The 14,424-nt window shown below is 71.6% G+C and carries 10 protein-coding genes and 2 pseudogenes; 6 read left to right on the forward strand and 6 right to left on the reverse strand.

All coding sequences use genetic code 11. The features are described 5' to 3' along the window. Positions 1–156 precede the first annotated feature (156 nt). Together RM445_RS28855 and RM445_RS28860 are read left to right on the forward strand one after the other, a co-directional pair. Positions 157–1,320 carry a glycosyltransferase family 4 protein gene (locus RM445_RS28855; protein ID WP_311560023.1) on the forward strand — a complete coding sequence of 388 codons (1,164 nt, stop codon included), beginning with the start codon at positions 157–159 and terminating at the stop codon, positions 1,318–1,320. A gap of 81 nt (positions 1,321–1,401) precedes the next feature. Then, positions 1,402–2,439: a GNAT family N-acetyltransferase gene (locus RM445_RS28860; RefSeq protein WP_311560024.1), complete on the forward strand. Its 1,038-nt coding sequence runs from the start codon at positions 1,402–1,404 to the stop codon at positions 2,437–2,439. Position 2,440: 1 nt separating this feature from the next. Here RM445_RS28860 and RM445_RS28865 read toward each other — a convergent pair whose 3' ends face one another. The 3 genes from RM445_RS28865 to RM445_RS28875 are packed head-to-tail and all read right to left on the reverse strand — an operon-like array spanning position 2,441 to position 6,328. Further along, positions 2,441–4,081, reverse strand: coding sequence for a hypothetical protein (locus RM445_RS28865; RefSeq protein ID WP_311560025.1), 1,641 nt, complete (start codon positions 4,079–4,081; stop codon positions 2,441–2,443). Positions 4,082–4,113: 32 nt separating this feature from the next. Then, the gene (locus tag RM445_RS28870; protein WP_311560026.1) at positions 4,114–5,139 is read right to left on the reverse strand and encodes a glycosyltransferase family 4 protein; all 1,026 of its coding nucleotides are present in this window, start codon (positions 5,137–5,139) and stop codon (positions 4,114–4,116) included. Between the two features lie 16 nt (positions 5,140–5,155). Next, the gene (locus tag RM445_RS28875) at positions 5,156–6,328 is read right to left on the reverse strand and encodes a glycosyltransferase (RefSeq protein WP_311560027.1); all 1,173 of its coding nucleotides are present in this window, start codon (positions 6,326–6,328) and stop codon (positions 5,156–5,158) included. A 376-nt stretch (positions 6,329–6,704) separates the two neighbouring features. Between RM445_RS28875 and RM445_RS28880 the strand changes: the two are divergent. From RM445_RS28880 to RM445_RS28890, 3 genes and pseudogenes are all read left to right on the forward strand, one after another. After that, a pseudogene (locus tag RM445_RS28880) lies at positions 6,705–6,887 on the forward strand (glucose-1-phosphate thymidylyltransferase); the annotation flags it as partial. A 129-nt stretch (positions 6,888–7,016) separates the two neighbouring features. Further along, the gene (locus RM445_RS28885) at positions 7,017–8,261 is read left to right on the forward strand and encodes a hypothetical protein (protein WP_311560028.1); all 1,245 of its coding nucleotides are present in this window, start codon (positions 7,017–7,019) and stop codon (positions 8,259–8,261) included. A gap of 55 nt (positions 8,262–8,316) precedes the next feature. Next, positions 8,317–8,601 (forward strand): annotated as a pseudogene (locus tag RM445_RS28890) (transposase); the annotation flags it as partial. Positions 8,602–9,543: 942 nt separating this feature from the next. Here RM445_RS28890 and RM445_RS28895 read toward each other — a convergent pair. Beyond that, on the reverse strand, positions 9,544–10,575 hold the full coding sequence (locus tag RM445_RS28895) for an NAD-dependent epimerase/dehydratase family protein (RefSeq protein ID WP_311560029.1): 1,032 nt from the start codon (positions 10,573–10,575) through the stop codon (positions 9,544–9,546). 68 nt (positions 10,576–10,643) lie between these two features. Further along, positions 10,644–12,029, reverse strand: a complete 1,386-nt coding sequence (locus RM445_RS28900) for a sugar transferase (RefSeq protein WP_397469428.1) — start codon at positions 12,027–12,029, stop codon at positions 10,644–10,646. Positions 12,030–12,899: 870 nt separating this feature from the next. Here RM445_RS28900 and RM445_RS28905 point away from each other — a divergent pair. Continuing rightward, positions 12,900–14,138 (forward strand): sugar transferase, encoded by a 1,239-nt coding sequence (locus RM445_RS28905; RefSeq protein WP_311560031.1) that lies wholly within the window; start codon positions 12,900–12,902, stop codon positions 14,136–14,138. A 12-nt stretch (positions 14,139–14,150) separates the two neighbouring features. Here the strand turns inward: RM445_RS28905 and RM445_RS28910 are convergent, their stop codons facing one another. Continuing rightward, complete coding sequence (locus RM445_RS28910) at positions 14,151–14,312, reverse strand: hypothetical protein (RefSeq protein WP_311560032.1); 162 nt, start codon at positions 14,310–14,312, stop codon at positions 14,151–14,153. Positions 14,313–14,424: the final 112 nt, after the last annotated feature.

The following is a 14,424-nucleotide window of genomic DNA, read 5'->3' on the forward strand; positions in this document are numbered from 1 at the left end:
TGCCGCCCGTCGGCGTCGAACGGGAGGCGGCTCGACGGCCGCGGTGCGAGCACGTCTTCCCGCCCTGAGAGGTCGCAGCACGCAGTGAAACGTTACGTGCGAGCCGGTCGAGTACACCAAGGGGCACAGCCGGGCATCGCCACAGGAAGGTCGTTCGTGAGGGTTCTGCACGTCATTGACAGCTTCAGCTTCGGCGGCGCCGAGCGCCTTCTCGCCGCCCTCGCCGACGCCACCGCCGGCGGCCCAGTGACCATGCGTGCAGCCAGCCTGGTCCGCTACACATCCACCAGGACGGCCTCGTTGCCCCTGCTCCGCGCGGCCGGGCTGGACCCTTTCAGCGTCGGGGTCCGGCGCCTGGCCGACCCGCTGGCCATCCCGCTGCTGCGCCGCGCCATCACCCGGTCCGGATGTGACGTGGTGCATACCCATCTCGGGTACTCGACGGCCCTCGCACCCATCGCGGCGCGGTCACTGGGCATTCCGAGCGTCAGCACCCTGCACCACGTCCCGACCCGGAACGTCTCCCGCCGGGAGCTCGTCAAGGAACGGCTGTCCTACTTCGGGGCGGACGTGGGGCGTTCCCCGCTGGTCTTCGTGTCCGACGCCGCGCGCCGGGCCGCCGTACAGCTCAACGGCCGCACGGGTCGGGACTGGCGGGTGCTGCCCAACGGGGTGGACCTCGGCCGGTACGCCGTGCGGGGTCCCGACGACCCGTCCACGATGCCGCCCGACATCCCCGTCGCGCCGGACGCCCCGGTGGTGACGATCGTCGCCGCGTTGCGCGGGCCGAAGGGCCACGAGGTCGCCCTGCGGGCGTGGCCGCTGGTCCGGGAGCAGGTGCCCGGCGCCGTGCTCGTCGTCGTCGGCGACGGCCCGGAGCGCGACGAACTCCGGCGGCGCGCCGTCGAGGGCGTGATCCTCACCGGTGAACGCAGCGACGTTCCCCGGATCCTCACGAACTCGACCCTGGCCGTGCTGCCGTCGTTCACCGAGGCCCTGCCGACCGCGCTCATCGAGGCGGCCGCGTGCGGCGTCCCGTCCGTCGCCTCCGACGTCGGCGGGATTCCGGAGATCGTCCACCACGGCAGCACCGGCCTGCTCGTGCCTCCAGGCGACGCGCCCGCGCTGGCCAAGACGATCACGACACTCCTGCTGGACCACGAGCTCCGCCGCCGCCTGGGGCGGGCCGCCCGGACGGTCGCCGAACAAAGGTTCGACCTCGTCGAGTGGGCACACCGACTGACCGAGCTGTACCACGAGGTCTACTCGGGCCGCAGGGACCGCGGGACGGCGGGGTCGGTCCGCCCCGGTCACGGCTGATCGCCCGTGTCCTCGACGAGGCCGAGACCCGGCTCGACGGGCCTGCGCGTCGACCTCCTGCCCCCGGATAGGATCGACGACGTGCGGCCGGTCTGGACGGCGCTGGAGCGCCGCTCGGCGGGCCCGCGGGTCGCGACGAGCTGGACCTGGACGGGCTGCTGGCTGAAGCACTACGGAGACGTGGTCCCCCACCGGTTCGCCGTGGTGCGCGACGGCGCCGACGTCGTCGGCGCCGCGCTGGTGACGGCCTCACGCAAGGGTCCGAGAGCGTTCCCGGTCCGCGTCCTGCACCTGGGCACGGCGGGCGGTCCCGCCGACGACGACGTCCACGTGGAACGCAACGACCTCCTCAGCGTCGAGGGGCGCCGCCCGCACGTCGCGCGGGCGGTCCTCGCCGAGCTGCGCAGGGCAGGCGGCTGGGACGAGATCTCCTTCGACGGGTTCCTCCCCGAGGTGCTCCACGAGGCGGCCCCGGAACTCCCCGTCGAGTCGCGGACCGAGCGGTCGTGGGCGATCCGCCTCGACCCGCGGCGCCCGGTCGAGGACGGGCTCGGCCCGAGCGTCCGCCGGAAGGTGCGGATCGCCCGCAACCTCCTCGGTCCGGTCGGGTGCTCGGTGGCGGAGACGGCGGACGACGGCCTGGCCATGCTCGACGAGCTCGTCGAGCTCCACCAGCTCCGCTGGACGGGGACGGGGTCGCCCGGGGCGTTCGCGAGCAGCCGCCGGCGGGCGTTCCTGCGTGACCTCGTCGCGACCGGTGTCCCGCTCGGTGAGGTCCGGCTGTTCCGCCTGCGAGGCGCGGACGGCACGATCGGGGTCGTCGTCGGCTGGGTGGAGGGGCGGCGGTTCTGCTACTACCAGAGCGGCTTCGCGATCTTCCCGGACAACCGGATGCGCGCCGGCCTGCTCTGCCACGCCGTGTTCGCGGAGACATGCCGTGAACAGGGTTTCTCCGACTACGACCTGCTGGCCGGGGACTACGCCTACAAGCGGCAGCTGGCCGGCGGCGAGGGAGAGGACCTGGTCTGGGCGCGCCTGGCGCGGGGTGGGGCGCGCAGCGCCGTAGTGCGGGTCGCGCGCGCCGCCCGGGCGGAGGTGGCCCGCCGCCGCGCGCCCTGAGTCACTGGCCCTGCGGAACCTCGCGACGCCACACCTCGAGCGCGCGGTCGGCGGGCAGCAGCCGGGCGTCCTCGTCCCCGAGCGCGGCCGACAGCCGCGGCGCGACGTCGGGGTCGACGAGGACGAAGACCCGGTCGCCGGTGAGGCGGGTGCTGACGAGGCCGACGTAAGGCGTGGCGGGACCGGCGCGGAGGAACGCGTCGAGGTTGCGCCAGTCGTTGCCGAGCACCGCCGCCGCGTCCAGCGCCACCGTGTGCGTCCAGTTGCGCTTCCCATAGACGCTGCCGGGGGTGGGGCTGTGCGCCACCTGCGGGTCGGTCAGGCCCAGGCTGTCGTGGAAACGGACCGACGGCGCCCAGAAGCCGACGCGGCCGAGAACGTCGGTCGTGACCAACCGGTCACGCAAGCCCGTCGCGGCCAGGCTCCGCCCGACTCGGTCGAAGCCCCTGCTCGTCACGACCGGGTTCGCGCCCCCGTCGTCGCGCAGCGGCAGCTCGTGGGAACCGACGAAGGCCATCAGCAGGGGGGCCGCCGCGGCGACGGCGGCTGCGCGCCGGACGTCGACCCGGGAGAGGAGCACGGCCGTGAGCGCGTAGACGATCGGGAGGTACGGCACGACGAGTCGGGCGTGCGGCATCCAGTCCCCGCCTGACACAAGGGGGAGCGCGAACCCCGCGCCGACGACCAGGACCGCCGGCACCACGGGACCGGGCCACGTCGGGGCCTCGTTGTCCGCCCCCCGCGCCACGACGCGTTGCACCGCCCAGAACACGAGGGCCGCCGTCACCACGGCGATCACCCCGCCGCCCCCCAGGAGCAGGTAGATCGTCCCGTCCACGGCGTGGGCGAGGTAGGCGCGCAGCGAGAACGCGCCCCCGTCCCGCTTCGCCACGACGGAGTTGGGCAGGAGCTGCCCGTAGTAGGCGAACCGTGCTGCCAGCAGAGCCACGACCCCGCCGAGACCGGCTGCCGCCGAGGCGAGACGGGCGTTCCGCGGTGCGCGGACGTCGAGGAGATGAGCCGCGGCGAGGAGGGCGCCGATGACCATCCCCTCGGGCCGGGTCGCCGCGAGCGCACAGGTCGCCGCGGCGAAGGCGATCCGGTGCCGGCCGGCCCCCTTCCACACCAGCAGCGCGGCGAGGAGCAGCGCGCCGTACAGGGCGCCCTCGAGCCCCATCGTGGAGCCGGCGACGATGTCCGTGGTCAGCGCCACGCCGGTGGCGACCGCAACGGCCACCCCACGGCTCGACCCGAGGGCGAGGGCGAGCCTCCGGGTGATGACGACCACCGCGACCAGTGACGCGACGCCGAGTGCGTGTCCGGCGACCGGCAGGGGCATACCGACGGCGTTCCCGGCGGCGAGCAGGAGCGTCCACAGCGGATTGCTGATGCCCTCGACACGCTCACCGGGGTTGAAGACCAGCCCGTGCCCGGCCAGCAGGTTGGCCGCGTACCGGTAGCTGATGTAGGCGTCGTCGATCCCGCCGCTCCGGGTGATTAGGAGCATCCCTGCCAGCGCGGCGAGCGGGACGAGGCTCGTGTCGAGGAGGAGCCGGTCTAGGCGAGGGGACGATCCCGGTGCCCGGCGGGCGGTCCGGCGCCGGGGGACGGCGCGGTGCCGGTTGCTCGTCGACAGGGTCACGTCGAATGAGTCGGAGCGGGTGGCCGGAAGCGTTACCTGTGAACGGGCGACGTAACGAGGGCGTCCAGCACCTCGAGCAGCTCGGTGCAGTGGCGGTCGAAGCTGAAGTGCAGGGCCGCGGCGCGTCCGGCCTCGCCTAGCCGCTCCCGCTCGACCGCACCGCCGTCGCCCAGGACCCGGCGCAGGGCCGTGACGTAGTCGTCCCTCGTCCCGCTCACGATCAGACCGGTCCGGCCGTCGTCGATGTGGTCGCGGACCCCGAAGGAGTCGGAGACGATGGCGGGCCTTCCCGAGCGCATCGCGTTCAGGTAGGTCTGCTGTCCCGCGGCGCGGCGGAGACCGGGCCGGATCGGCGTCACCACGGCGTCGGCGCCGGCGAGGAGGGCGAGGAACTCGGCGTGCGGCACACGCCCCGCGGTGACGTTGGCGGGGAGGTCGTCGCGGTCCGCGAGCTGCGACGTGGCGAGCACGAAGTCGACGTCGGGAAGGGCGCGCGCGACGTCGAGGAGCACCTCGTAGTCGCGGAAGGGCTCGCCACCGGCGAAGACGTAGCCGCCGGGCCGTCCGGCGCCCGCCTCGAACGCCGTGTGCTCGATGGTCGAGAAGAACGGGACGAAACGCACCGTCGACGGCGCGATCCCCCAGGTCGCCGGAAACGCGGTGAGCTCCTCGGACGAGTAGACGACGAACCGGTCGACGCTCCGGGCGGCGAGCCGCACGAGCGCGAGCTCGACACGGCCGCGGAATCCGGGGTCGCGGTCCCACATCTCGCCGACCATAACCACGGGTGGCCGACGACGCCGCGGCAGCAGCCCCGCCACCGCCGCCGCGAGGAGCTCGACGTTGAACCGCCCGGCGGAGCTGTCGAGCACGACGGGCTCGGGACCGCGCAGCGCCCGCAGGACGCGCACGAGGTTGCGGAGCTCGGCCCGGACAGAGGGTGACCGTCCCAGCTCGGGCGCGACGAAGCGGGCGCGCCGTCGCCAGTCGGAGTGGTCCAGGTAGTGCAGGGTCGTCGCGAACCGCCCCGTCGGCACGTTGCTCGACGGTTGCGGCACCTCGCGTCCGGTCCGCCTAAGCAAGGATGCCGGCCAGGCGAGCGACGTTGCGGTTCAGCTCGAACTCGGTCTCGACCAGCTCCCGGCCTGCCCGGGCCCACTCGATCGCGTCGCCCCCACCGGCGAGCACCTTCTCGAGTACCCGGTGCAGGTCGTCGATGTCCGCGGGCTCGGCGAGCAGACCGGTGCGCCCATCCACGACGATCTCCGGTATCCCCGAGAGCCGGGTGGAGACGGTCGGCACGCCGGAGGCCAGGGCCTCGAGCAGGACCACCGGCAACCCCTCCATCTGCCCGTCGCGGGCCACGACGCTCGGCAGCACGAACAGGTCTGCCCGTTCCAGCGCCTGGCGCACGAGGTGTTCGGGCTGCGCGCCCGAGAAGCGCACGCGCGCGGCGAGCCCCAGCCGCCCCGCGAGGTGCTCCAGCTCATCTCTTTGGGGGCCGTCGCCGATGAGTTCGAGCTCGAGCCGCTCACACGCCCCGCCCCGGGCGATCGCCTCCAGGAGCGTGCGATGGCCCTTGTACTCCTGCAGGGACGCCACGCACAGGGCCCGCACTGCCCCGGACGACGGAATCCGGCGGGGACGGAACGCGTAGTGGTCGGTCCGCACGCCGCACCGGACGACCTCGACCGGTGTCCCGGACGTGCCCTGCTCGAGGAGCCGCTTGTTGAACTCGGAGATCGTGATGACGACGTCGGCCTCCCCGATCTTGCGACCGAGCATCGATCGGTCGACGAAGAGATCGTGGGCGTGCACGGTGAAACTGTAGGGAATCCCGGTCAACCGCCGGCAGACCCACGCCGCGAGCGCGGGGTAGGTTGCGAAGTGGGCGTGCACACGGTCCGTCCCCGACCCCTCCATCTCCCGGGCGTGGGCGCACGCGATCGCCACGGTCAGCAGGGCCCGCACCATCAGCCCGGGGACCCTGCGGTGGTCGGTGACGACTGCCGCGACCGCGACGAGCAGGGCCCGCGGGTGGTGCCGCACCGCCCACAGGAGCCCGCGGAGCACCGCCGCAGGCCGCGGTCTGCGCAATATGCGCGCCCACGGCCGGGCGAGGTCGTGCACCGGCCCCTCGGGGGCCGGGAAGAGCGCGCGCAGCTCCACGTCGACGTCGTGGAGCGACACCAGAGCGTCCAGCTCCCGGACGATGAAGGTCTCGGTGACGAGCGGGAAGCGGGACACCAAGTAGACCACCCTGGGTCGACGGCCCGTGTTCCGGCTCGACACGGATACTGCCTGAGGCCGCCCGGGCTCGGGCCCGCCGGCCGCCTCCGTGGATCCACCGAGTTCCATCAGCTCTCCAGTCGAACCGAGCCGCTCGGTCGTTACGCGCCGCCGGGCGGCCGCGTCCCCTCGACCCCGGCGACCACTGGTAGCGTCCGCCGACGAACGATCACCCGCGAACTCGTTCGACCGGCCCGGCTACGGGTCGCCCGAACGGTCACCGACCGACGATACTGACAGGGATTCCGATGACAGCCGCCGTCCCTCGGCGCGGGCGGGCAGCTCGGCCGAGCCCTGGTCGCCCTGCTCCCCGACGCCGACGCCTTCACCCGCGCAGTACGTCCAGGTGCTGGAGAACCGGGAGGGCGTTGGCATCGCGTGTGTCGAGGAGGTCGCCCTGCGCATGGGGTTCATCGACGCCGACGCCTGCCGCTGGTTGGGTGAGGCGGTCAACTCCGGCTATGGATGCTGCGTCGTGGCGGTGGCCGACTCCGTCATCGCGGCGCGGGAACGGTGACGCGCGCCGCGAGCGGGCGCGGTGTCGCGGCAGCGCGGGTCGGTGCCGGGGCCCGAAGATGTCCGCCCGGAGCGTGCCGACCCGGTCACGTCGGATAACGCGCGGGCCCGTCGGCGCGAAGTGGCGGATGTGACCCTGCGCTCCTCGCGCCTGCAAACCCTGGCCGCGCTCCTCGTGGCGGCGGTCTACCTCGCTGTCACGACGCCGTGGCTGTCGGTCTCTGAGGGCGTCGAACGCTTCCGGTTCCACGACACGGTCCCCTACCTGGCCATTGCCCGATCCGCTCCGGCGCTCCCCGACGTGACGATCGGGTCGGCCTACGTCTACCGGTGGCCGCTGCACTGGACGATCGGGGCCCTGTCACAGCTGCTCGGCGTGCCGGTCACAGCCGTGTACTCCGCGCTCGCTGTCACGGTCACGGCCGCCGTGGTGGCGACGGTGTGGTCGTTGTCGAGAGCTCACGGTGGCCTGGTGTCCGCGGTCGCGGCGACGGGCCTGGTCGTGGTCGTCCCATTCGACGCACGGCTGTTCCTCGTCGGTCCGGCAATGCTCGCCGACGCGGTGTGCGCGCTGGGCGTGCTCGTGGCCGTGCGCGGGTTGCTGACGGTGCGCACCGGCCGGGTGGTCGTCGGCTGCCTCGTCATGGCGGTGAGCCGGCAGAGCGGCGCCGTCGTGCTCCCGCTGGTCGCGGCGTGGTGCCTCGTGGGGCCGCGATGGCGGGACCTGCCGGCGAGATCGCGCTGGCTGACAGCGGTCCCCGCCGTGACGATCCCCGCGGCCGCGGTCGGCACGGCCCTGGCCGTCGCCGCGCCGTTCTCCACGCCCTACGCTCCCGACCCACTCAGAGACAACATCGTCGTCGACCTTCTCGCCCTGCCCGCTGGGGGGATCGGCGTCCTGCGCCACCTGGTCCTCTCCGTCGATTCGGTCTGGATCGCGGTCGTCGGGTTCCTGGTCGTCGCCCTGTCGGCGCGGCGCCGGACCCCGTCGGAGGCATGGTGGGTGTTCGCGGTCGGGGTCCTTCTCGCGGTCCAGCCGATCCTGGTCTCCCCCCGGTTCCCTGGCCTGCTCTACAACGAGCCGCGGATCGCGGCCATCGGGCTACCCGTGCTGGCGGTGGCGCTCGCGATAGCGTGGCGCTGCGAGCGCCTCAGCAGGCGGGGGTGGGTCGGGTTGGTCTCCGCGTTGGCGCTCGTATCCGTCACGCGCGACATCGGGTGGCCGGCAGTTGCGACACCACTGGCGCTGGCGGCCAACGTCCTCGGCGCCGCCTTCCTGTTCGCCGTCCTCCGTCGGAGCTCGATACCGCCGGGGCCGTCGCCGCGGGTTGTTACCGCACCAAGGGGTGACCGTGCTACACGGGCCGGGGCCTGACACTGAACCGACCTGGGATTGTCGGAGGCGCTGATCCAGCAAGGAGACTGGGACTGTGCCAGCGCCGAGGAAGTACGACGCGGAGACGATGAGTCGAGCGGTGAGGATGTATCAGGACCGGCTGGCCGAACAGGGCGAGTCGAAGCTGCAGGCCCGGCGGGCGGTCGGGGCCCTGCTGGGCATCAACCCGGCCACGCTACGGAACTGGGTCGAGCGCGAGGAGATCGACACCGGCACCCGCCCCGGCACGACCAGCGACGAGGCGGCGGAGCTGGCCCGGCTGCGCCGGGAGAACGCAGAACTCCGTCGGGCGAATGAGATCCTAACGCAGGTTCGTGCCGCGCGAGTGCAGGAGCCCGAGCACCGCCACGAGCATCGGCAGAGCGACCACCAGCACGATCGCGCAGCGCCGAGGTGGGGGATGAGCTCGTTCACGTGGGGCGTGGTGAAGAAGATCGTGTCGCCCGGCGACTGCGGCGCGTACGGCTCGCTGATGTGAGCGGTGATCAGCTTGATGACCGCATACGTGACGCCGCATAGCGCGCTGGCGGCGACCGCGTAGCCGATCCGGCGCTGCTTCGGCAGCCCGCGCCAGCCCGGGCCGACCATGATCCAGACCGATGCCGCGGGCGCCACGATCAGCGTGCCCCGGCGCGACGCGATGCCGAGGAGGATCCCGCCGAGAACGAGCTTGAGGTCGACCTTAACGAGTCCGAGCAGCATGATCGCCGCGCCGAGGACCCAGGTCAGGTCCTGGACTCCGCCGGGCTCCGCAACGGTCTTGCGGATGTCGGAGTACGCGGCGAGCACGAAGACGCCGAGCGCGACGACGAAGACCCAGTCGCCCACGAGCAGGTGGAGAGGATGCGCGGCCACGGAGACGAGTAGTGCGGTCACGAGTACGGCGGCCAGGTGGTAGCAGGTGTGGAGACCGATCCCGGTCATGTCGCGGAAGATGCCGACGATCCAGTGCGGGACGAAGCGCTCGGTGTAGGCGTTCCCCAGCCGTGGACCGCCGGGCAGCCCGGGCGCCGCCGCGGCGAGCTTCTCGTACGACTCCACGTCGCCCGTCCCGGGGGAGCAGCTCGCCGCCGCCCGCCCAGCGGTTCGTCACGAGCACGAACAGCCCGGCGAACGCGGCCTGGTACTGCGTCAGCCGCCCGGCGAACATCCCGTCGATCCGCGCCTCACGAGCCACCCCTACTTGCATGCCGCCTCTCCGGATCACGACTCGCGCCTTGTCCTCGAACTGGACGACCCGGCCCCTCGCTGACCGGTCGCCCTACGACGCCGTCCGACTGGCGCCGGCCTCCACTGCTCTCATCCACCGCAGTGTGTGCTCTAAGCCGTCGACCAACGGCGTGGGCGCCGGCAGGGCGAGATCGCGCCGCGCCGCCGAGACGTCCAGGCAACTGCGTCGCACCTCGCCGACGCGCTCCGGTTCGAACCGCGGCCGGAACACGTGCGGCGCCAGGTTCGCTGCCGCGGCAACCGCTTCGGCCAGCTCGAGCAGGTCCACCTCGACCCCGGTACCGATGTTGTACGCGGTCTGCGGTAGGTCGACGGCGGCCGCGATCGCCAGGTTCGCCGTCGCGACATCGTGGACGAACACGAAGTCACGGGTCTGCCGGCCGTCGCCGTAGATCGTCGGGCGGACGCCGTGCAGGGCCAGATAGCAGAACCGGGCGATGACCCCGGCGTCACCGGCCGGATCCTGGCGCGGGCCGTAGACGTTGCCGTACCGCAAGGTCCGGACGTCGAGCCCCTTCGCCTCGCGGAACCAGCGGGCGTACTGCTCGACGGTCAACTTGCTTAATCCGTACGCGGACGCCGGCGTCGTCGGTGCGGTCTCCGGCGTCGGCAGCAGCTGCGCGTCGCCGTAGAGCGCGCCGCCCGTCGAGGTGTTCACCACGCGCCGCACGCCGGCGGCGGCGGCGGCGGCGAACACATTGATCGATCCAACGACGTTGACGGCGGCGTCGGCCGCGGGGTCGGTCATCGAGTGCCGGACGTCGATCTGCGCTGCCAGGTGGAAGACGGTGTCGGGACGGAACGCGAGCAACGCTGCGCCGACCGCCGCGCCGTCGCGGATGTCGAGCTCGCAGAACTCCGCGCCGTTGCGGCAGGCGCCGTCGAGGTTGGCGAGGTCGCCGCGCGACAGGTCGTCGAGCACGAGCACGTCGCTGCCACACGCGATCAAGGTGTCGACCACGGTCGACCCGATGAATCCGGCGCCCCCGGTGACGACGACACGCCGCAGGTTTGCACTCGAGGCGAAGCCCAGCGCGCCATTGTGGTCACGAGCCTTGAGCATCTGACGACTCCTTCAGTATCAGCGCATCGACCCGGCTCTAATGTCTGTCGCGCCGGAATTCGCGCGAGCTAGCGGCCACGAGCGAAGAGAACTTCCGAAAAGGTACGTACAATGATCTTGATGTCGAGCCACAGCGTCCAGTGCTCGATGTAGTAGTTGTCGAACCGTGCTCGATCGGCGATCGACGTATCACCACGGAGGCCGCTGACCTGAGCCAAGCCCGTCAGGCCGGCTTGCATCCGGTGCCGGTGGGCATAACGGTCGTATTCTGCGGAGAATCGCTCCACGAAGTGAGGGCGCTCCGGGCGCGGACCCACCAGTGTCATATCGCCGCGCAGGATGTTCCACAGTTGCGGGAGTTCGTCCAGCGACGTCCGGCGCAGGAAGCGGCCTACCGGGCCGACACGGTTGTCGTTGGCGACCGACCAGGTCGTGGCCGAGTCGGTCTCGTTGGCCGGTAGCATCGATCGCAGCTTCAGGCACTGGAACACGGCCCCGTCGCGGCCGACACGAGGCTGCCGGAAGATGACGCCCGGGCCGCCCTCGATGCGCACCGCGATCGCGCACAGCACCACGATCGGCGCAATAACCAGCAGTGCCAGGCCAGAGACGATCACGTCGAACGCTCGCTTGACCATGTGCGCAGGACCGCGCAGGTTCGGATTCCGCACCCGGTAGACCGGGATGGAACCGATGTGGTCGCCGATGCCGGTCTGCATCGCGAAGTGGTGCATGCGCGGCACCACCAGCAGGTCGCAGCGCTGAGCGGCACGGGTACGGACGATGTCGAGCAGCTTGCGCTCCGCGAAGTCGCCATCCGCGATCAGCACGACGTCCGCGCCGTGGTTCTGGATCACGGCGTCGAGGTCGCCGAGACCGCCGAGTTGCGGGACCACCGCCTCGGCGACACAGCCGTCGCCGTCGTCGACGAAACCGATCACCGTCAGTCCGTAACGCGGACGCCGGCACAGGATCTCCGCCAGCTCGGCGGCAAGTGCCCCGCCGCCGATCAGCACGGTGCTGTGCCGCGTCACCCGCCGCCGTCGACCCAGCCCGACGAGGCACGTGGTAACCACCCGTCCGACGACAACCATGCCGATTGCGACCGACACGTTCACCAGGAAGGTGCTCACCGCCTCCTGCTCGTGCCGCAGCGCGATCACCGTGGCGATCACGGCAGCCGCAGTGAGCAGTCTGCTGAGCAGGGCCGGCAGCTCGTCGAGGACGCTGAGGTGCAGGCGAGCCCGATACCGTGCCCCTCCGGTCAGCAGGAGCAGTCCGAGCAGAGTCATCGCCACGTGAGCACGCCATTGCTGCGGCGCCCAGTGCACGGGCGTTGAGAGAAGGACGGCGTCGACAGGCAGCACAACCATCCATGCCCGAACCTGCGAGAGCGTGCTCCTTCGCGGAGGAGGCACGTGTGCCTCCGGAGTGCGCGGAGCCGGAACCGACACGCTCTCCGTGACCGACTGCGGCGGGTCCGGCACGTGGCGCGGCGACCGCGCGAGGGAGCGGGGCCTGGGGGCTGGCGTCGACGACGTCAACGGGTCAACCGAAGTCATGGTCTCCTCAGAGCATGTTCGATTGCGGGAGCGGCGTGGTCCCCGCCGTGCGGGCAGCACGAGGAAACCGCGATCTATGCCGCGGCGACCACAGGGCTGAACAGTCGAAGCGCAGTACGCGTTCAGACGCAGACCAGAAGGTGCGTGATCCTCCAGACTCGGGAGCGAGTTCCGTTCAATGTGGCCGATTAGACCATTTGACTGAACCACCGTCGGAGACGGTGAAACTATCGCTGTGACTGTCGCTCTCCGGCGCCAACGCGTTACGCGGGTCGAGTACAGATCGTGCGCTCTCGCGGTAGACGGCCTCGCGCCTACACCACCGCCCCATCGTCGATGGGCGTCAACATTACTCGTCGCCACTGAGCGCATGACTTCAACCGCTCACCGGGAGGCAGTTTCAACGGCGCATTGCGGGTCATTGACGCCCGGAAGGCATAGGAGGTTCCGTGATTCATATCACAAATCGCATGCAGCGGGCGCCGGGAGGTCGGTGAACCGGGCGCGTTCGCATAGTGACCATCGCGCACAGGAGGCAACCGTCTGATCATCGAGGTTGACGACCGCCGATGCGCACGGATAGTACGCAGAGGACCTCGAATCGTTCACCCAACCGGAAGACGTCCATGGGTTCATCCGACCCAGATGGACGACCGAGATCAGAATTGCGTCAACACAACTTGGTACGTGGGTGCTAACGCGGTAGGCCACACGTGCGACTCACAGGCCGTACTCGTGTCGAGATCCCGAAGGGTGTCGCGGATGGCAGCCGACGCACACGGGACCCACGGCGAGATACCGGCCTCCGGGCTTGCTCCCGCTGCGCGTCCCCGCGTCGAGGCGACGCTCGTCGCGCCGGTCACACTCGGTCAGCCGCACTGGCAGCGTCGGTACGCCCGCGCGATCCGGGCGGTGGACGCGGGTGCGGTCGGCTGCTTCCCTGGCCTCTACCTCCTGTGGGATCACCTGGTGCGGGTGCCGCTCCTCGCGGCGGTGCTCTCCGTCGTCGTTCTCGCCGTGGCCGGTCGATGCACACTGCGTGTGGGGCTGCACCAGCTCCGCCGACACGGCCACGCGATGTCGACGGTGCTCGCGGTCGGCGGCCTGGACTCGGTCGCCGCGCTCGTCGACCGCACCCGGCGCACGCCGGGCCTGGGCTGGCGGGTGACCGGCGCCTGCACGCCCACGGGCGCGGGGCCCGACGGCGCGACGGCCGTGGCCGGGGTTCCGGTGATCGGCGACCTCGACAGCGTCGCGTCGCTGGCCCTCGTGGACGAGGTCGACGCCGTGGCGGTGTCACCGGCGCCGGGATGGACCGCCGTCCGCCTCCAGCATCTCGCGTGGGACCTCGACTACAGCCGGACGGCCCTGCTCGTCGAGCCGCGGTTGTTGACCCGGACCGGCCCGCATGTCCGGGTGCGCGGGGTGAACGGCCTGCCGCTGGTGCGGGTTGACCATGCCGGTCTCCGTCCGGTCGCCCGGTTCGTCAAGGGAACGGCGGACCGTCTGGGAGCCTCGCTGGCGCTCCTCGTCGTGGCTCCGGTCCTGCTCGCCTGCGCGATCGCCGTCCGTCGTGACGGTGGAGCCGTCCTGCACCGACGGATCTGCCTGGGGCGGGGTGGACGGGAGTTGGCGTTGCTCACCTTCCGCACCGCGGCCGCCGGCTCGGGCAGGCCCACGCGCGTCGGCCGGTTCCTCCACCGGCACTGCCTCGACGAGCTACCCCAACTGTTCAACGTGGTCGGCGGGTCGATGGCGATCGTGGGCCCACGGCCGTTGGCTCCGCACGAGCTTGCGGGCGACCGCGTGGCCCGACGGCGGCTCCTCATCAAGCCCGGCATCACGGGGCTGTGGCAGATCGACGAGCGCACGTCAGCCGCCGACGCGGCGCCGGACGTGCGCTACATCGCGGAATGGTCGCCGGCACTGGACGTCCGGATCCTGGTCACAACCATCCGCGCCGCGTTGAGCAGCGCGGATGCGCACCGCGCGGGGCAGTAGTCCTCCCCCACCTCAGCCGTTGAGCCGGTAGACCCTGACGTAGTCGACGGTCATCTGCTGCGGGAGCTGCGTCGAAGCGTCGGGCTGACCCGGCCAGGTCCCGCCGACCGCGAGGTTCAGGAGCAGGAAGAAGGGCTGGTCGAACACCCAGCCGTCGCCTAGTGCGGTGGCCACTTAGGTTCGCCGGGTCAGGCTGCTTTCGGTCGGCCCCAGCGGTGTTGGCGTTCGCTGCGGATGCGGGCGCGTTCGCGGCGTTGAGCGGCCAGGACGTCGGGGTGGCGGGCGT

Source organism: Pseudonocardia charpentierae (assembly GCF_031845345.1).
Classification (GTDB): domain Bacteria; phylum Actinomycetota; class Actinomycetes; order Mycobacteriales; family Pseudonocardiaceae; genus Pseudonocardia; species Pseudonocardia charpentierae.

Bases quoted from the DNA above. Each gene is read 5' to 3' on its own strand.
- RM445_RS28895 (WP_311560029.1), bottom strand. From the start codon at position 10,575: ATGCTCAAGGCTCGTGACCACAATGGCGCGCTGGGCTTCGCCTCGAGT.
- RM445_RS28905 (WP_311560031.1), top strand. From the start codon at position 12,900: ATGGCAGCCGACGCACACGGGACCCACGGCGAGATACCGGCCTCCGGG.